This is a genomic window from Enterococcus sp. CSURQ0835 (assembly GCF_902706605.1).
In the GTDB taxonomy this organism is placed as follows: Bacteria; Bacillota; Bacilli; order Lactobacillales; family Enterococcaceae; genus Enterococcus_A.
Map to the genome: position 1 here is coordinate 17,540 of NZ_CACSLH010000007.1, position 18,407 is coordinate 35,946.

At 43.2% G+C, this 18,407-nt stretch carries 20 protein-coding genes; 13 read left to right on the forward strand and 7 right to left on the reverse strand.

The window, feature by feature from the left end; translation table 11 throughout:
• Positions 1-15 precede the first annotated feature (15 nt).
• A complete protein-coding gene (gene fucO, locus GVJ38_RS04410; protein WP_159721967.1) occupies positions 16-1,170 on the forward strand; it encodes a lactaldehyde reductase in 1,155 nt (384 codons plus the stop codon).
• A 54-nt stretch (positions 1,171-1,224) separates the two neighbouring features.
• Here the strand turns inward: fucO and GVJ38_RS04415 are convergent, their stop codons facing one another.
• From GVJ38_RS04415 to GVJ38_RS04425, 3 genes are all read right to left on the reverse strand, one after another.
• Positions 1,225-1,926: a class I SAM-dependent methyltransferase gene (locus GVJ38_RS04415; protein WP_159721968.1), complete on the reverse strand. Its 702-nt coding sequence runs from the start codon at positions 1,924-1,926 to the stop codon at positions 1,225-1,227.
• Positions 1,927-2,022: 96 nt separating this feature from the next.
• Positions 2,023-2,844 carry an alpha/beta hydrolase gene (locus tag GVJ38_RS04420; RefSeq protein ID WP_159721969.1) on the reverse strand — a complete coding sequence of 274 codons (822 nt, stop codon included), beginning with the start codon at positions 2,842-2,844 and terminating at the stop codon, positions 2,023-2,025.
• Positions 2,845-3,060: 216 nt separating this feature from the next.
• A complete protein-coding gene (locus GVJ38_RS04425) occupies positions 3,061-3,273 on the reverse strand; it encodes a hypothetical protein (protein ID WP_159721970.1) in 213 nt (70 codons plus the stop codon).
• 175 nt (positions 3,274-3,448) lie between these two features.
• Between GVJ38_RS04425 and GVJ38_RS04430 the strand changes: the two genes are divergently transcribed.
• The 7 genes from GVJ38_RS04430 to GVJ38_RS04460 all read left to right on the forward strand — a co-directional run bounded on the left by GVJ38_RS04430 (position 3,449) and on the right by GVJ38_RS04460 (position 8,910).
• Entirely contained in the window at positions 3,449-4,045 is a 597-nt protein-coding gene (locus GVJ38_RS04430) for an ECF transporter S component (RefSeq protein ID WP_159721971.1), read from the forward strand.
• Positions 4,046-4,267: 222 nt separating this feature from the next.
• On the forward strand, positions 4,268-5,332 hold the full coding sequence (locus GVJ38_RS04435) for an ABC transporter permease (RefSeq protein WP_159721972.1): 1,065 nt from the start codon (positions 4,268-4,270) through the stop codon (positions 5,330-5,332).
• A 3-nt stretch (positions 5,333-5,335) separates the two neighbouring features.
• On the forward strand, positions 5,336-6,037 hold the full coding sequence (locus tag GVJ38_RS04440; protein ID WP_159721973.1) for an ABC transporter ATP-binding protein: 702 nt from the start codon (positions 5,336-5,338) through the stop codon (positions 6,035-6,037).
• 77 nt (positions 6,038-6,114) lie between these two features.
• The gene (locus GVJ38_RS04445; RefSeq protein ID WP_159721974.1) at positions 6,115-6,447 is read left to right on the forward strand and encodes an inorganic pyrophosphatase; all 333 of its coding nucleotides are present in this window, start codon (positions 6,115-6,117) and stop codon (positions 6,445-6,447) included.
• A gap of 88 nt (positions 6,448-6,535) precedes the next feature.
• Entirely contained in the window at positions 6,536-7,315 is a 780-nt protein-coding gene (locus GVJ38_RS04450) for a tyrosine-protein phosphatase (protein ID WP_159721975.1), read from the forward strand.
• A gap of 9 nt (positions 7,316-7,324) precedes the next feature.
• On the forward strand, positions 7,325-8,167 hold the full coding sequence (locus tag GVJ38_RS04455; protein ID WP_159721976.1) for a fructosamine kinase family protein: 843 nt from the start codon (positions 7,325-7,327) through the stop codon (positions 8,165-8,167).
• Between the two features lie 2 nt (positions 8,168-8,169).
• Entirely contained in the window at positions 8,170-8,910 is a 741-nt protein-coding gene (locus tag GVJ38_RS04460) for an acyl-ACP thioesterase domain-containing protein (protein ID WP_159721977.1), read from the forward strand.
• A 513-nt stretch (positions 8,911-9,423) separates the two neighbouring features.
• Here the strand turns inward: GVJ38_RS04460 and GVJ38_RS04465 are convergent.
• From GVJ38_RS04465 to GVJ38_RS04475, 3 genes are all read right to left on the reverse strand, one after another.
• A complete protein-coding gene (locus GVJ38_RS04465; protein WP_159721978.1) occupies positions 9,424-9,645 on the reverse strand; it encodes a Blp family class II bacteriocin in 222 nt (73 codons plus the stop codon).
• Positions 9,646-9,664: 19 nt separating this feature from the next.
• Complete coding sequence (locus GVJ38_RS04470) at positions 9,665-9,883, reverse strand: Blp family class II bacteriocin (protein ID WP_159721979.1); 219 nt, start codon at positions 9,881-9,883, stop codon at positions 9,665-9,667.
• A gap of 453 nt (positions 9,884-10,336) precedes the next feature.
• Entirely contained in the window at positions 10,337-11,317 is a 981-nt protein-coding gene (locus GVJ38_RS04475) for an asparaginase (protein ID WP_159721980.1), read from the reverse strand.
• 90 nt (positions 11,318-11,407) lie between these two features.
• Here GVJ38_RS04475 and GVJ38_RS04480 point away from each other — a divergent pair, with 90 nt between their 5' ends.
• The 3 genes from GVJ38_RS04480 to GVJ38_RS04490 all read left to right on the forward strand — a co-directional run bounded on the left by GVJ38_RS04480 (position 11,408) and on the right by GVJ38_RS04490 (position 13,717).
• The gene (locus GVJ38_RS04480; protein ID WP_159721981.1) at positions 11,408-12,238 is read left to right on the forward strand and encodes a DUF72 domain-containing protein; all 831 of its coding nucleotides are present in this window, start codon (positions 11,408-11,410) and stop codon (positions 12,236-12,238) included.
• A gap of 66 nt (positions 12,239-12,304) precedes the next feature.
• A complete protein-coding gene (locus GVJ38_RS04485) occupies positions 12,305-13,141 on the forward strand; it encodes a Cof-type HAD-IIB family hydrolase (protein ID WP_159721982.1) in 837 nt (278 codons plus the stop codon).
• A gap of 21 nt (positions 13,142-13,162) precedes the next feature.
• The gene (locus tag GVJ38_RS04490) at positions 13,163-13,717 is read left to right on the forward strand and encodes an HAD family hydrolase (RefSeq protein WP_159721983.1); all 555 of its coding nucleotides are present in this window, start codon (positions 13,163-13,165) and stop codon (positions 13,715-13,717) included.
• 28 nt (positions 13,718-13,745) lie between these two features.
• Here GVJ38_RS04490 and GVJ38_RS04495 read toward each other — a convergent pair whose 3' ends face one another.
• Positions 13,746-15,089 (reverse strand): aspartate kinase, encoded by a 1,344-nt coding sequence (locus tag GVJ38_RS04495; RefSeq protein ID WP_159721984.1) that lies wholly within the window; start codon positions 15,087-15,089, stop codon positions 13,746-13,748.
• Between the two features lie 264 nt (positions 15,090-15,353).
• On the opposite strand from GVJ38_RS04495, the gene GVJ38_RS04500 reads away from it, so the two are divergent.
• Entirely contained in the window at positions 15,354-17,075 is a 1,722-nt protein-coding gene (locus tag GVJ38_RS04500) for a septation ring formation regulator EzrA (RefSeq protein WP_159721985.1), read from the forward strand.
• Between the two features lie 180 nt (positions 17,076-17,255).
• Positions 17,256-18,398: a cysteine desulfurase family protein gene (locus GVJ38_RS04505; RefSeq protein WP_159721986.1), complete on the forward strand. Its 1,143-nt coding sequence runs from the start codon at positions 17,256-17,258 to the stop codon at positions 18,396-18,398.
• The last annotated feature ends 9 nt before the right edge of the window (positions 18,399-18,407 follow it).

Consider the following 18,407-nt stretch of genomic DNA (forward strand, 5'->3'; position numbering starts at 1 on the left):
AGGAGCGAAACAAAGATGACAGTGAACCGAATGATTTTAAATGAAACATCGTATTTTGGTAAAGGCGCGATCAAAGAAGTGGCGACTGAAGCAAAAAAACGCGGTTTCAAAAAAGCGTTAGTAGTAACGGATAAAGGCCTGATCAAATTTGAAGTGGCGACAAAAGTAACAGCCGTCTTAGATGAGGCAGGCTTAGCGTATGAGATTTATGATGACATTGTACCAAACCCAACGATTGAAGATGTTCAACGAGGCGTCAAGGCAGCTAAAACTGCAGGAGCAGATTACATCGTAGCGATCGGTGGCGGATCATCAATCGACACGGCAAAAGCGATCGGTGTGATCATCACGAATCCAGAATTTGAAGATGTTTTGAGCTTAGAAGGGGTAGCAGATACAAAAAATCCAGCTTTACCGATTTTAGCAGTACCGACGACTTCTGGAACGGCCGCTGAAGTAACGATCAATTACGTGATCACCGATAAAGCTAACAGCCGTAAATTTGTTTGTGTCGATTCGCATGATATTCCAGTCGTTGCGTTTATCGATAGTGATATGATGATGGGGATGCCAAAAGGATTATGTGCTTCGACCGGGATGGATGCGTTGACCCATGCCATCGAAGGGTACATCACAAAAGGCGCGTGGGAAATGACGGACATGCTGCACATCAAAGCCATTGAAATCGTGGCGAACTCATTGCGAGATTCAGTTGAAGGCAAACAAGCTGCGCGGGAAGAAATGGCACTGGGTCAATACATCGCCGGCATGGGCTTTTCAAATGTTGGTTTAGGTCTTGTTCACGGGATGGCACATCCACTATCTGCTTGGTATAACACGCCTCACGGAGTTGCTTGTGCGGCGTTATTACCATTGATCATGGACTACAATAAAGAATACACGGGAGAAAAATATCGGGACATCGCCGTGAAATTTGGCATTGAAGGAGCTGAAACGATGGCACTTTCTGCGGTCCGTGACGCGGCGGTTCAAGCGGTGAAACAATTAGGGATCGATGTCGGAATTCCGCAACATTTAGCTGAACTGGGGATGAAAGAAGCTGACATCGCCAAAATCGCTGAAGATGCTTACCGCGATGTTTGTACACCAGGAAACCCGCGCGATACTTCTGTGGAAGAGATCATCGCGTTATACAAATCAATGCTATAAGAGTTAAATAGCTGAGCGCACTTCAATTGGAGGTGCGCTTTTGTCTGGAAAATTTTACGCATGGAAGTAGAGCAGCTCAAAGGTTATGACTTGCGGATTTTCAGCAGTTGGCTGATCAGCAAAAAAAGTTTGTGTGAGCTGCGCTAATTTTTCAGGTGCCAAGTCATCGGCGAGATACGCCGTAAAAAAATCTTTTGTGAGCGTTTCAGTCGAAGTAAAACTGAAACGCTGTGTTTGAAACGGAATTTGCTGCTGCAAGAGAAATTCTTTGTAGGCTTCATTTAAGTGGAGTGCAGGATCACTCATTTCAAACGGCGAAAACAGTCGATCTTTTTGTTCGACTAAGCGTAAGATCAGCACGTAGCTTTGTGCTAAGTGTTTCAACTGTAGCAGATCAGGAGGTGTCAACGCTGGATTCATCGCGCTAAAGATCACATCGATGGAATGCGGCGGTGTCGTGGCCAAAAAAGTTTGTTGGGTTTGTTTGTTCAAGCTTAGATTTGGCTGGCGACTTTTTGTCCGCGCGATCTCTAGCATCGCTTGAGAAAAATCTACGAGTAAGTAACGAGTCACGTAAGGCTGCAAAAAGGGTACGTAACGCCCGGTGCCGCCTGCTAGATCAACCAAAGTCTTAGCAGGTAAGATTTTTTCTGCCAGCAAAAACTCGGTGAGTGCTGGCTCGATCGCAGCGTTAGACTCTTGTTGGATTGCTTCATATTCAGCCGCAAATTCATCCCAAAATGTTTCATCGTCCATACGGAAGCCTCCTTTTTCATCCAGTCTAGCATAAAATTAACCTGAGTTTGTTTTTCCGTTGCACAAAAAAACGAACTGGAATCATTCCAATTCGCTTTAATGAAAAATCGTTTCGATTGCTTGGGCTGCAACCGGATTTGTTAAGAGATCACTGTGACTGGCATCGACTTCTAGCTCAGTGTAACTAGCACTGTTCTGATATAATTTAGCGCCGGCTTTCACACTAGCTAACTCGACGGTGCCATCTGATTGTGTCGCATTTTGATCACCGGCGATATTAAGGACTGAAAGCTGCTCAGTCGGCAATTTATTCGCATTTTTTAAATAGCTGTTGAGCCAAGGACTGATAGCTTTTAATTGGTTGCCATGATTGTAATCGCCTACGTCGTTAAAAGGTGTCCCTAGTGTAATCAAATGATCTAACTGAGGGTCTTCAGGTAAGCGATCATTTTCTAAATAATCTGTGAGTACAAGGCCGCCATTAGAATGTGCGACTACATTGTAATTAGAAAAAGCATAACTTTCATGAACATAAGTCAGTGCTTGTTGATACCATTTTGCTTGTTTGGCGACGGCTGGTTGTCCATCACTTGCATCTTGAAACGCGATGACGACGATCGGATGTTTCGTTGCTTGATTTAAAGAGCCAGAAACCGCTAACGTGCCATCGGTTTTGACCGTGACTTTCATAACTGCGGTGTCAGGATCAGTTTCTTTTAATTTTTGGATCAATTCATCGAAACGATCTGCGTCGCCGTTCGTTCCTGGAACCATGATAGTCGGTTCACTGATTTTTTGTTGCGTCGTGACTTGACTGCCGGCTAAAGCTGAGATCGACGAGTTGATGAATTGAAAGGTAAAGAAGAATAGTCCAACGAAAAGCAGAACTAAACTGTAATCGGTAATTGTTTTTTTCATCTGTCTCACCTTCTTGTCTATAGCATAAAAGGTGAAACTTAAAGTAAGCTTAACGACAAACAGTAAAATCTCAACGGTCAGTCTCAGCCGTAAAAAATTGGGCAACGATCATTGCCTGCAAGGTTCATTTAGTTGACTTCAGCGATTAGCGGTGGTAATTTTCTAGCGACTATAAAAAAAGCTGCCCCCTTTGATGGAAGCAACTTAACTAGAAGTTTAAAAAATACTCATTAAAGCCAGTCCTTCTTCAATCAACGAACCACCAAATAAAATCAACGCGTCAATAAAGCCCACGGTCATATTAGTACCAAATAAAACGGCGAGTTTATCGACGCCATTTTCAATTTGTTTTTCTTTGAAGTAGACTAAGAAGACATACATATTGACACCATACAGTAGCACGGTTGCTAAAATAATTGCCCCTAACATGATCAACACCTCTTCGCCTTTTAGTATACTGCTTTTCAACAAAATTGTAATCCCTTTCACTTGGATTCTTAGCGCTTCCTTACTTAAAATGATCGTGGCGAAAGTCTTTTCTATCTTTAATTTGGATTTGTCGTTATAATATGAATTATCAATTAGAAAGAAAAAGGTGAGTGGAATGCAAAGAAATCGGACGAAAGAAATGACGATCTTAGCGATGTTTATGGCACTGCAAGTTATTTTGATCGTACTGAATGAAATATTAGCCAGTGTTTGGCCGTTTCCGATCCAGCCAACGATTCTGATGGTGCCGGTCATCGTGTTGTCGATCGTGTTGGGACCTAAAATGGGAGGCTTCTTAGGTCTATGGTGGGGAATCCTTTCGGTGATCGTGGCTACCGTAACACCTGGGCCGGTCAATTTTATTTTCACCCCGTTCGTGCCCGTCCTTGGAACGAATCATGGTGATTGGCGTGCGCTGTTAGTATCGATCGTGCCGCGGATCATCGTGGGGATCGCGCCGTATTTTATTTATCAACTCTTTGGACGAAAAAAAATCAGTAAGCTGGGGTTAGTGGTGACTGGAGTTGCGGGTTCGGTGATCAATACGATCTTTGTTTTATCGGCGATCTATTTGTTTTTTGCGGCCGAGTTGCATTGGACTCTGGCCACGCTTTTAGCTAGTATCGTCGCGACGAACTCAATTTTAGAAGCGGTGTTATCCGGCTTTTTAGTAGGCGCGATCACCCCGGCATTATTTAAGTTACGAAAATAAATTCGATCCCGTTCAGGTTGAGCGGGATTTTTTTTACGAAAGTGTCACCTCAGTAGGTCGTAGCGGAAAAAATTTTAGCGAGCAGCGAATAAAAATAGTGTAAGCAGATTTAGTGACAATTTGTCACTTGTGCGTTAGACTTGCCATCAGTTAAAACCGTTGGATTAAAAATAAAAAATTTTTTTAATCCTGTTACGAACGGTCAACAAAGGAGGAAAGCAGATGTTTTTAGCACTGAAAGAAATTCGCTACGCAAAACTACGCTACGGTTTAGTGATCGGGATCATGCTATTAGTAGCTTATGTTGTTTTTATTTTATCCGGTCTGGCGTTTGGATTATCCAACCAATTCAAACAAGCGGTGGAAGATTGGCAGCCGACGGAAGTGATCTTGTCTACGGACAGCAACAAAACGTTTGCCGCTTCACAATTAAAAAATAGCGACCTCGACCAAGTGAACGCTCCGAAAAAAGTTGGGATCGGGATGCTGAGTGGTGCGATCAAAGAAGGCGATCAACAATTAAACGTCACGTTGTTTGCGGGTAAAGCCGATGCTTTTTTCATACCGAAAGTAACTTCAGGACAAATGTTTGACCAAAAAAATGAAGTGATCATCTCAAAAAATCTAGCGGAACAAGGCTACAAAATCGGTGATGAGGTAAAGCTTGGCAGTTCCAAAACAAAATTGAAGATCACGGGTATTTTTAAGCCGACGTATTTCAACGCGACACCAGTTGTTTACAGTTCACTAGCGACATGGCGCCAATTGAAATTTGGAAGTCAGTCTCTTAGCGATGATCAACCACTCACTGCGGTTTTGACTCGCGGGAGAACGACGATCAAACAAAACGGTACGGCAATCGAAAAATTATCGAAGACCCAATTCATCGACAATATCCCAGGTTATTCAGCCCAAAATATCACGTTGATGGGGATGATCTACTTTTTATTTGTGATCGTCACGGCAGTTATTGGGATCTTCATGTATGTGATCACCTTGCAAAAAACTGCGATCTTTGGCGTCATGAAAGCTCAAGGGATCAGCAATCAGTTTATCGCACGTTCCATTATCAGTCAGTCATTGATCGTGGGCATAATCGGTTCTGGCCTGGCCTTTTTATTGGCTTACTTAACCAGTTTTATTTTGCCGACTGCAATGCCGTTTGCGATCGATCTTTCTCAATGGTTGTTAGATAGTGGGATCTTGATTGCAGCAGCGGTTTTAGGCGGACTATTTTCGATTCGGACGGTGGCGCAAGTCGATCCGATCACAGCGATTGGAGGGTAAACAATGAAAGACATTTTAATCATGAAGCAGATCATCAAAAAATTTGGTCACGGCCATGCAGAGATCACCGCGTTAAAAGGAATTGATTTTAGCATTAAGCAAGGGGAATTTATCAGTATCATTGGGCCATCGGGTTCGGGTAAAAGTACCTTTTTAACGATCTCTGGCGGCTTGCAAAATCCAACGAGCGGAGAGATCATCATCAATGGAACGAATTTTTCAACGTTGAATGAAAAAAGGCGCGCCCGATTGCGGTTTAAAGAATTAGGTTTTATTTTGCAAAGTTCCAACTTGATACCTTTTTTAAAGATCAAAGAACAATTTTATCTCGTAGATAACGTTGAAAAACGCACGCAGCAAGAAGCCAAAATCGATGCGTTGCTAGACTCGCTGGATGTTTTAGCGTTAAAAAATAAATATCCGAACGAATTATCTGGCGGTGAGCGACAACGGGTTGCGATCGGCCGCGCATTGTACAATGAACCTAGTTTGATCTTGGCCGACGAGCCGACTGCTAGTTTAGATACTGATCACGCGTACGATGTAGTCAAATTATTAGTCAAAGAAGCGCACGAAAAAGAAAAAGCGACGATCATGGTCACCCATGATCCGCGAATGGTCAAGTGGAGTGATCGGATCTTTCGGATGGAAGATGGTCTACTCGTAGAAGAACCCATGCCAACGGAGCATGAAAAATCAAATTGAAACCAAAAAAGATCGCTGAGCAAGTCCTTGCTTTTTCAGCGGTCTTTTTAGTAGGGTAAAAAGAGGAGGTGTTGCAGATGAAACGTTTGAAAGTTGAAGTGACCGTAGATCGCCCGCTGGGGTATACCGATCAATTTGGAAATGTTTATCCGTTAAATTACGGTTTTGTAGCTGGGGTGATCGGGGGCGATGGCGAGGCTCAAGACGCTTACATCGTTACGGAAGATTCGGATATTTTGACCACATTTGTCGGTGAAGTAGTAGCAGTTGCCGTACGCCAAGATGATGTGGAAGAAAAATGGATCGTGACCGATGGCAGTCGTGAGTATTCTGCGGCTGAATTGTATCAAAAAGTCGCGTTTATGGAACAATATTTCAAAACGACGATCAAACTAGTCGGCGCAGATTGATGTTAGACGGAAGGGACGAAGAAAATCGTTCGTTCCGTTTTTTTTTGCTGGGCTATGCTATACTTTTATCAAAAAGGAGGCGTTCTAAATGAAAGTGTTGCCAATCAAAGAAGCCGCAAATGTCCGTGACTTAGGGGGTTATGTCACACGTTCAGGAAAACAAACTGCTGCAAAAAAAGTGATCCGATCGGCGGCAATCGATACGTTGACGCCAACTGATAAACAATATTTTGCGGAGTATGGGCTGCAAACGATCGTGGATTTTCGTTCGGCTGATGAGCGGGCTAAAAAACCGGATCAAGTGATCGAGCAAGTCGAAAATATTTTTTTACCGATCTTTCCCATCGATGAAACAGGCGTATCAGCAGCGCCCAATCAATTGTTCAATCAAATCCAAAATGGTCAAGCCGCGCATGAGCAGATGATCGAAGTGTATCGGCATTTTATTTTAGACGAGCATGCCAAAAAACAATACCGCCGTTACTTTGAGATCTTATTAGCTAATCCGACGCCGCAAAAAAGTGTGTTGTTCCATTGTACCGCCGGAAAAGATCGAACGGGTTTTGCCGCTGCTGTGTTGTTGAAGTTGTTGGGGGTACCAAATGAAATCATTCAAACGGATTATTTGGCAACGAACGTGTATTTGAAACCGCGGATCGATGCCATGCTGGCAGAAGCCAAAACAGCGGGTGCTTCAGCTGAATTATTACATGAGATCACCGACTTATTAGCGGCTAAGCCAGAATATTTGGCTGCTAGTTTTGCTGAGATCAAACAAACCTATGGGACATTCGAAGAGTTCGTAGCGAAAGGACTGCAGCTCAACGCGCAAGCGATCGCAGATTTGCAAAAAATTTATTTAGTGTAGGTGAGTGGGATGAAAGAACTACTGAAAGAACTACTGAAAGAACTCGACTTGCAACAAAAATTTTTACCGATCAATGGCGGCGATATCAATCAAGCGTTTCGGGTAACCGATGGCCAGTCGGATTATTTTTTGAAAGTCCATCCACAAATGGACGAGAATTTTTTTGCGGCGGAAGTAGACGGCTTGCAGGCGTTAGGTGAAGTTGTCCGCGTGCCGAAAGTTTATCAAGTGGGGAAATGCGGTGAACAAGCGTACTTGCTGTTGGAGTGGATCACACCAGGAACCGGTGACCCGAAAGATCTAGCGCGGGAGTTGAGCAAGTTACACCAGAAAAAAGCGGCGACCTTTGGCTATCCACGAGCTAATTTTATGGGGATTTTGCCGCAAAAAAATCATGAAAGCCAAAACTGGCCAAATTTTTATTTTACAGAACGGTTAGAAGTTCAAATCGAGTTGGCTAAAGCCCGTAATCGCTGGCAGCCAGAACGCGAAAAAAATTACCAACGCTTAAAAGCTCGAACACTTAAAACGTGGCAGACTGAAACATTTACCCCGAGTTTACTGCATGGGGATTTTTGGAGTGGCAACACCTTTTATGATGAAAATGGAGCACCAGTCTTTGTGGACCCAGCAGTTTCTTATGGCGATCGGGAAGTCGATCTAGCAATGGCGCAGCTTTTCGGTGGTTTTCGGCGCGAATTTTTTACCGCGTATCAAGAATTTTTACCGTTGAAAACGGGTTGGCAAGCACGTTTACCGATCTATCAACTGTATTACTTGTTAGTTCATTTAAATATTTTTGGAGAAAGTTACGGCGGCGCAGTCGACCGTATCTTAATGGGAGGAAATTAATTTTGGGCAGTCAATACACGATCGAACACGAAGTCGCTTATTATGAATGTGACATCAATCAAACGATGACCTTTCCAGCGCTGATCAGTGTAGCGGTCAAAGCATCATCCGATCAAAGCGATCAATTAAATCGCAGTTCAGAATATCTTAATCAATTGGGATTGACGTGGGTAATCACGCAGACAAAAATCACCATCGCACGCTTGCCACGAGTTGGAGAAGTCATCTCCATCATGACCGAACCGACCGCATTTAATAAATATTTTTGTTACCGTGATTATTGGGTGGCTGATCAAGCCGGCAATGAGTTAGTCAAAATCGAGATGGCGTTTGTCTTGATGAAAGTAAAAGAACGCAAGATGAGCAGTGTCGATGAAGCTTTGATGGCACCGTTCGAATCGCCAAAAATTAAAAAGATCAAACGCTGGGATAAGATCGAAAAAGTCGAAGACGGGAGCATGCGGCCTTACCATGTTCGTTTTTATGATTTAGATAGTAACCAGCATGTCAACAATGCAATGTATTTCAATTGGATCATCGACGTGTTAGGGTATGATTTTATGACGCAACATATTCCGACGTCCGTCAATGTAAAATTTGATAAAGAAGTCCAATATGGCAACGATATCGAAAGCCATTATCAAATCGATCCGGCAAGTGAAGGGCATATACTGACGCGCCACGAGATTCGGTTAGGCGATCAGCTAGCCTGTGAAGCCAATTTAGTGTGGCAGCTAAAATAAATTGGTTTGCCACCAAACGCAGTACTAGTTGCTAAAAACAAAAACTTGATGACCAATCCTGAAAAGGAGTGGCTCGTCGAGTTTTTGTTTTTGATATTTCAGAAGCTTTGAGGATCGAACGCTGCTTTTTAAAAAAGCAATTATACCATCAGAAACGAAAAATAATTTCAATTTGAACGTTTAAAAATCATGGCAGGTCTTTGTTAATTTTCTTAAGCTAAAATAGTCGCTGAAGTGTCTGCTTCAATTCAATATTAGGACCAGTAGATACTATCGTCTTCTAGTAAAAACAAAAAAACTGTGCAGTAATCCTCCTGTTAAGTTCGTGATTACTTACACAGTTGTTGCTAACGATTTTTCTTTGCTAAAAGACTGCTTAAGATCTGAAATCAAAACTAAGATCAGCTCTTAGTTTTGATTTCGCAGCTCATGCCATACTTTTGAGGTAATAAGAAACAATCCGATATTGGCTAGCGAGACAAACCAAGCTTGAACTTTTATCCAGTGAGCTTTCTATGCGCCGGTCAATACACCGAAACCAGCGCCGAGCGCAGCTCCACCTATACCACAGACTGCCATTGCGTAAGGTCCGCCAGCTGAGCAAAGTTTTACTCCGGCTGTTGCTCCAGATAAAGTTGTTCCTAAAATACCTACAGTACTTCCACCTTGAATTGTTTTTAGCTCTTCAATAGAAAGAGGATTTGAATTAAATAAATGTTTTGTCTTTTCATTCATAATTTGAGCACTCCTTAATTTATTTTCTTACATCCCATTCGGCTGCTGCTACACCAACCATAGCTCCATATACTCCGCCGACTATGCCGCACACTGGTCCGCAAATTGCAGTTCCTAAGCCTGCGCCGCCAGCACCTCCAGTAGCTAGGCCTCCAGCTAATTTACTTAGTCTACTCCAAGAATCTCCTCCGAATACTTTTTTAGTCTTTTCGGGTGACAATGCTTTTGCATTTTTCATGCTAAAACCTCCTATAGTATTTTGTTTACAAGATAGAAGTTAACATATGGAAATCAGCTCTGATCCATTTCATCACAAGACGTTAATATTCAGTCATGAAATTTACTTTTAGACAAGCAAAAAAGCAGCACGAATTATTTTTAAATTCGTCGACTAAATTAGCACGCTTTAAGATGGTCTATGCTTTCTGATGGCTACGATTTCATTGAGACGATGTGGACAATACTTAGGAAAGCACGGCGAAAAATGAATTAAGATTGACTCTCATGACAATGGGTGAATTACAATAAAAAAGTGTTCAATCTTCCAGCCTACTAAAATAGCAAAATAAAAACTCGACGGGCCGCTCCTTTTCAGGATTGGTCATCGAGTTTTTATTTTTAGCGACTAGTATTGCGTTTGGTGCAGCCGCATTTTGTCAACGGATTTTATCGAGGAAAAGGCTGGTATTTTTTACGCTTCCATAAAGGTGCGCAACTCAGCTGGGGACAGCTCAGCGTTTAGAGCGATCAGTAGTTTGATCCGTGCTTTTTGGCTGTTGATCCCGCGACAAAAGATCACGCCCATCTCGGCTAGTTCAACTCCACCGCCGTGGTAATCGTAGACTGGTTCGGCGATGCCATTGAAACAACGAGAGACTAAAACGATCGGCATTTGATTTTCGAGTAAGTGTTGGATCGCCGGCAGCGTTTGGGGTGGTAAGTTGCCAGCACCGAGGGCTTCGATCACTAGCCCTTCGACTTTTAATGTGTCAGCGAGCATCTCAAAGAATTTTCCTTGCATGCCTGCGTAGGCTTTGATGATCGGGATCATCCCCTGCGTGTGCGTGATGTCATAGCGTTTAGCTTCTGGCAGTTCCTGCATGAATAAAATTTTTGATTTGGTGACGAGCCCCAGTGGTCCCAAGGTCGGCGTGCGGAAAGTCGCAACGTTTGTAGTATGCGTTTTCGTCACGTAGCGCGCACTGTGGATTTCATCATTCATCACCACTAACACACCTTGGCCGATCGCATCTGGACAAGCAGCTACTCGCAGCGCGCATTCAAAATTATACAGCCCATCGCTACCTAGCTGATTGATCGAGCGCATTGCACCCGTTAAAACGATCGGAAGCAAGTCACCGATCGTCGTATCTAAAAAGAAAGCTGTTTCTTCTAAAGTATCGGTGCCATGCGTGATGACGACACTATCAAAATTTTCGTTGACTGCTTGTTTGATCCGTTCTTTTAATTCAAACATGATCTCTAATGTGATGTGCGGTGAAGGGAGATTAGAAAAATCTTCCACTACGAGTTCGATATTTTCCGGTAATAAAATTTTTTGACCTTCTAGTAGCAAAGGATTTTTAGCGTCAGGACGAACTGCACCGTTTTCATCGGCACTCATGGAGATCGTACCGCCAGTATGTAAAATCAAAATGCGGGTTAAAGTCATTTTTTGCACCTAATTTCTGTAAAAGTCATTTCAAAATAAAATATCATCTTGTATATTGTATACTAGGAAGAAAAGAGTTGGGAGTCGACTATGATTCGAATTGGATTAACTTCTTTTAATGAACACGTCGCCTTGACAGGCAAAGAACAGACCACGTTGTTTGAATACGCCGGGAAATTGCCCCTCGTCGAGATCGACACGGCCTATTACGGGATTCCACGAGTCAGTACGGTGGAAAATTGGGTCGCACAAGTGCCAGGAAATTTTCGGTTTGTTGTCAAACTTTACGCGGGCTTCACCGGCCAAAACAAGTGGCAAGATCATTATAGCTCATTTGATGAGCTGACCGCACACTTTTTGCAAGCACTGGCGCCGCTACTTGAAAGTGGCAAGCTGTATTGTTGTTTAGCGCAGTTTCCCGCTCAATTCAAATGCACGCGAAAAAATGTCCGCTATTTAGAAACTTTGCGGCAAGCTTTTTTAGACGTGCCCCTGGCAATCGAATTGCGAGATTTTTCTTGGTATGCACCAGAATTAAAAACGAAAACGTTGAAGTTCATGGCAGCACAAAAATTTAGTTTAGTCATGGTGGATGAGCCGCAACTGTTAGACACCGTGCCTCTTGATCTAACGGTGACGAATCCGGCTTTCACACTGTTTCGATTTCATGGCCGCAACAAAGATTATTGGAAAAGTAGCGGGCAAGGCTGGCGTAAAAAACGCACGCTGTATCGCTATAATGAAACAGAACTTGCTGAACTTGCCGTAAAGATCCAACAGGTGGCTAAAAAAAGTCAGCAGACTGCGGTGATTTTCAATAATAATTCCGGTGGAGACGCCGCCGATAACGCGCTCGCAATGATTCGGTTGTTAGGACTTGATTATAACGATTTAAATCCGAGTCAATTGGATTTGTTTTGAGGAAAGTTTGGGACAGCAGATTTTTTGTGGGTCCACGAATAAAAAAGACAGTTGGAAAGGGCAGACATGATAAAAGCAATTTTTTTTGATATCGATGGCACATTGATGAGCAGTCAGTCGCGAGCATTGGAAAGTACAAAACAAGCAATCACTGCGGCGCAAGCAAAGGGAATTTTATGCGGAATCGCGACTGGAAGAGGCCCCGTTGACTTGGCACAACGGATCGATCACTTACCGATGGACATGTATGTCACCTATAACGGTCAGCTGGTGTTTACCGATCAGCTGGATTTGTATCGTCATCCCTTTGAAGCGGAAGTCTTAGCCGAGATCGTCCGCTTTGCTGATGAAGAGTTTCGGCAAATTATTTTTGGCGGGCGGACTCGCGTTGATGGCAGTTACTTGATGCAGCAGTCCCAAGGCAAATGGCTAAAACGTTTAGCCGGTAAAATGCCGACTTGGTTTCCCGTTCGAGCGAGTAAAAAAATGATGCAAAAGATCAATACTCATCGCAAACCAGGGCGTTACAGCAAACTTACGATCATTCATGAGCCGATCTATCAATGCGTCTTATACAGTGCCGAATCAGAAGAAGCGTATTTAAGAAAGCGGCTGCCAAATTGCAGTTTTCAACGTTCCAATCCTTACTCGGTCGATATTATCCCAAAAGGCGGTTCGAAATTATTAGGCATTCAACAATTTTTAAGTCAAAATGATTTACGATTAGAAGAAGTGATGGCTTTTGGGGATCATTTGAATGACATCGAGATGCTCCAAGGCGTGGCGATCGGCGTAGCCATGGGCAATGCTCAAACCGAAACGAAAGCCGCGGCTGATTTTGTAACCAAGACCAATGACGACGATGGTATTTATTACGCCTTGAAACACTATGGGATTGTTTAACTGACTAAGGAGGGACAGCTTTTGGAAACACCTTATCAATCCGCGCGGGACTTTCATCAAATCTTTGATCCAAGGATCCCCGCGTCACCGACTGCGTTCACCAGCGAGACTGCTGCCTTTCGCGCAGGTTTTAAAATTGAAGAGTTAGTAGAATTTTTATATGCCGCTAGCGAAAATGATCCAGCAACATTTGAAACGCTGATCACGCAACTGCATCAAAATATTGAGGCGGCTAAAAATAAAGTCTTGGCAAAAGGTGAAGCCGTCACAAATCCGCTGGTAGGGCAAGTAGATGCTTTGACGGATCTATTGTATTTTACGTATGGTTCTTTTGCGCTTTTAGACGTTGATCCAGCACCAATCTATCAAATCGTACATGCGGCTAATCTAGGTAAACTTTTTCCTGATGGCAAGCCGCATTATGATCCGGTGACAAATAAAGTGCTGAAACCAGATACGTGGGCCCAGCAATTTGCGCCTGAGCCGAAGATCGCAGCCGAATTGGAACGTCAAAAAAAGTTGAGCCAGCCCACTGAGCTGCAGAAAAAATCCGACAACAAAGAAGGCAAAACGTAGTCTGAACACTACGTTTCGCCTTGTTTTTTTAATCAAAAAAAGTATAGTACAACGAGCGCACCGCCGCCCGTTCTTGTTCGCTTTTGATGGCAAATACGATACTGACCTCACCAGCACCTTGACTCAGCATGCGGATGTTGACATTTTTCCGAGCTAAAGCGGCAGTGCTGTCAGCGGTGATATTAGGCTGATACTTCATACCTTCGCCCACTAACACTACTACGGAAAGCCCATGTTCGATCACGAGGGAATCAGGATCGATCTCATAAGCGATCGCTCGCAGCAGTTCTTCTTCTTTTACTTGGTCGAGTTGATGAGAGCGTAAAATAATCGAGATGTCATCGATCCCGGATGGCATATGTTCAAAACTGACATTGCGCTCTTCTAAGATCCGCAACACTTTGCCGACGATCCCGACTTCGCGGTTCAATAAATATTTACTGATGTTGATACTAGAAAAACCATCGTCACTCGCGATGCCGACGATTTGATTTTGATCTTCCGCATGACTTTGTTTGATCGTTGAACCTGGCGAATCAGGATTATTCGTATTTTTGATCACAACGGGGATATTTGCTTTAAACGATGGCATCAATGCTTCATCATGGAACACTGAAAAACCAGCGTAAGACAATTCGCGCATTTCACGATAAGTCGCGCATTTCATTAATTCAGGTTTGTGGACGAATTTAGGATTGGCAGCAAAGATCCCATCGACATCGGTGAAATTTTCGTATAGCTCCGCTTTGACTCCCGCAGCAACGATCGAGCCGGTGATATCTGAACCGCCGCGAGAAAAAGTACAAATATTCCCGGCTTGCGTATAACCAAAAAAACCTGGGATGACTAAGATTTCTGCAGAATCTTTCCAGTGATTGATCTTTTCATACGACTCATTTAAAACGCGCGCATTTTGCGGCTCAGCGGTGACCGTGATGCCTAATTCTTTTGGGTCGAGGTAGCGAGCGGCTAGTCCGGCATGTTTGAAAAACTCAGCGACGAGTTGCGCATTGAGATTTTCACCGGTCGATAAGAAACGATCTAATAAATAAGGATCGGTAAAATCAGCTGTCTGGGCTAAATTTTTTAATTGTGCTAATAGTTCCAACGGTTCAGTTAAAGCTAAATCTGTGGCGATTTGTTGGTAGCGAGAAAAAATTTCTGCGACGATCGCACTGGGATCTTTTTTTTCTTTGACGGTGTGATAATAGGTGATCAAAAGATCGGTGACTTTTTTATCTGTCTGCTCGCGTTTACCCGGAGCCGACACGACGACAAAGCGCCGGTCAGGATCACTTTTAACGATCGCTAAGACTTTGTTTAATTGTTTGGCTGACGCGACTGAGCTGCCACCAAATTTAATTACTTTCATTTTGGTCACCCCTAAATTTAATTTGTATTTAATAGTATCTAAAATAAACACAAACTGCAAGTTGATTTGAATCGGGAACAAAAAAGTTTTCCTTTCAGGACAAGCGGTAAATTTTTAATAAACTCACAGCGGGAATTCACGAAAGTAGGTGGTGAACCCCCTTAGTCTTTGTGTTATAATCGAACCTAGATAATTTTGCCTAAATTTGCGTAAATAAAATTTACCGAAAACTGTAAATAAGAGTTGAAACTGGAGGAACATTGGATGGGGAGTAATATTATTATTGGTGTCATCATCGGGATCATCATTTTGGCCGTCGTTATCTTTCTAGTCGGTCGCATGTTGAAAAAGAAAAATCAAGAGCGGCTGCAAGCGCTAGAAGAACGCAAAGAAACTTTTTTTGCGCAACCGGTCTTAGAAGAACTCAATGACGTTCGTAAGATGCACTTAGTCGGCCAAAGTCAAAATACGTTTCGTGATTGGAATCAACGTTGGAAAGATGTTTCGACTAAAGCGTTCGCCGAATTAGAAAGTCAGATCTTTGAAGTTGAAAGCCAAAATGAGACGTTTCGCTTTTTTAAAAGTAAAGCGGTGATCGAAGACGCTGAGACTACGATGACGCAAATGGAAGACGCAGCTAGTGAGATCAGAAGCGGTTTGAAAGAATTAAAAGAAACCGAAGAACGAAACTCACACGCGGTCCAACAAGCGTTAGATGTGTTTGAAGAATTAAAAAAAGAGCTGAAAGAAAACGAAGAACAATATGGCCCAGCCTTGCCAGAATTGGAAAAGCAAGTCAAAAATGTTGAAACAGAATTTACTCAGTTTGTAACACTGAATACTTCCGGTGATCCGGTAGAAGCGCGCCAAGTGTTAGAGACGGCGGAAAAACATGCGTATGACGTGCAAGGAACGATGCAAAAGATCCCGCCGCTACAAGAAGATGTGATGAACACCTTCCCGGGTCAGATCGAAGAGATCGAAAAAACGCACCAAGAGATGTTAGAAGACAGTTATGTTTTTCCAGATGAGGATGTCAAAGGTCAGATCGATCAAGTCAAAAAGCGGATTGCTACTAGCCAAAATGATTTGGAACGCTTAGATTTGGAAACGGTAGAAGCTGATAATCAAAAAACGGCTGATTTGATTGAAAACTTATATCAAACATTGGAGACCGAGTTTGAAGCAAAACGTTTTGTCTTGAGTAATCGCGAGACGTTGAAAGAATATATCGATCACGCGATGAAAAATAACCATCAATTGATGATCGAATTGGACCATACGGCTCAAAGTTACGTTTTAAATGATAACGAGCTAGGACGAGCACGCAGTTTCCAAACGGAGATCGACGAATTGTCACGGCGCAACCGAGCGACTGAAGTCAAAGCAAACAAACAGCAACTATCTTATTCAGGGGTGGCTGGTTTTTACAAAGATGCGTTTAAAGTGTTAGATGACATCGAAACGCGCCAAGTTGAAATCGATCAAGGACTCAGTGAATTGCGGGCTGGTGAAAAAAATGCACGAGCAAAAGTAGAAGATTTCGAATTTCATTTGCGAGGCTTGAAACGGTATGTCGATCAACAGCGTTTACCGGGCTTGCCCGCTGATTATTTAGAATTTTTCTTTGTCGCGACCGATCGTGTCGAAGAATTGAGCCAAGCGTTGAATAAGATTCGAATCAATATGCAAGAGATCAACCAACTAGTTGACTTATGTCATGATGATATGGATCTGTTAGATGAAAAGACAAATAATTTGATCGATGCTGCAGCCTTGGCCGAGCAGATGATGCAATACGCGAACCGCTATCGTCACACGTATCCTGAGGTCAAAGATGCGATTGATGAAAGTTTGGATCTTTTCAATAAAGAATATCGGTATCAAGATGCGTTAGATAGTATCGGTGAGGCGTTAGAACGAGTCGAGCCCGGGGCTTACAAACGGATCGAAGACTTCTATTTCAAAAATCGTGAACTAGTTTAAGGTTCCCGCAAAGAAACAGTCGAAGTGAGTGCTTCGACTGTTTTTTTAGCTAGTCAAAGCTCACTTCAGCTTTTTTTAAGAGTAGCTAGTGGAAATTATAAAAATCCTAACCGACTTGCGGGTTGCTGGATAGAAGATTTCCCGCTATAATGGGAAAGAATTTTTGAAAGAAGGGTAAGCATGATTTATTTTGATAACAGTGCGACCACGAAGATTTATCCGCAAGCACTTGATACATATGTCAAGACGAGCCAGCGCATCATTGGGAATCCGTCGAGTCTCCATGAGTTAGGCAATCAAGCCCAACGTTTACTGCAACAAGCCCGCAAACAAATCGCGGAGTTGATTGGTAAAATGCCAGCTGAAATTTATTTTACTAGTGGTGGGACAGAAGGCGACAATTGGATCTTAAAAGGCAGTGCACTTGCTAAGCGCGAGTTTGGCAAGCACATCATCATTTCTAGTGTGGAACACCCCGCTGTCAGCCAAAGCGCGCAGCAATTAAAAGAGTTAGGCTTTGAAGTGAGCGTTTGTCCAGTCGATGCACAAGGCTTCGTTCAAGTCGACGCATTGAAAAATTTATTACGGTCAGATACGATCTTAGTATCCGTCATGGCAGTCAACAATGAGATCGGCGCGATCCAACCGATCGAAAAAATCAGCGCGCTCTTAGCCGATCAGCCAACGATCCATTTTCACGTAGATGCAGTCCAAGCGATCGGTAAAGTCGCAACTAGTACGTGGTTGACACCGCGAGTTGACTTTGCGACTTTTTCAGCACATAAATTCCATGGACCACGCGGCGTCGGGTTTATTTATTGGAAGCAAGGAAAGAAATTAGCGCCGTTACTAACCGGCGGCGGTCAAGAAAACAATCAACGCAGCGGGACCGAAAACGTGCCGGGAATCGTAGCGATGAGCCGCGCCTTGCGGTTATCGCAAGAAAAAATCGCGGATCGACCTGAACATACGGCCGTGATCCGCAAGTATTTGAAAGAAGCCTTAGCGCAATATGAAAAGGTCACGCTATTTTCTGGTGAAGAAAATTTTGCGCCGCATATTTTATGCTTTGGCTTGAAAGATATCCGCGGTGAGGTCCTCGTCCACGCCTTTGAAGAAAAACAAATTTTTATCTCGACGACCAGTGCGTGTTCAAGCCGTAAAAAAGTCGAGAGTTCGACTCTGCATGCGATGCATGTCCCTCATCAAAAAGCAACGACAGCGGTCCGCATCAGTTTAGACGAGAGCAACACGATGGCAGAAGCCGAGCAATTTATGGTCGTCTTCCACCAACTGTATCAAAAATTTTCGACGATCAATTAGGAGGTCAAA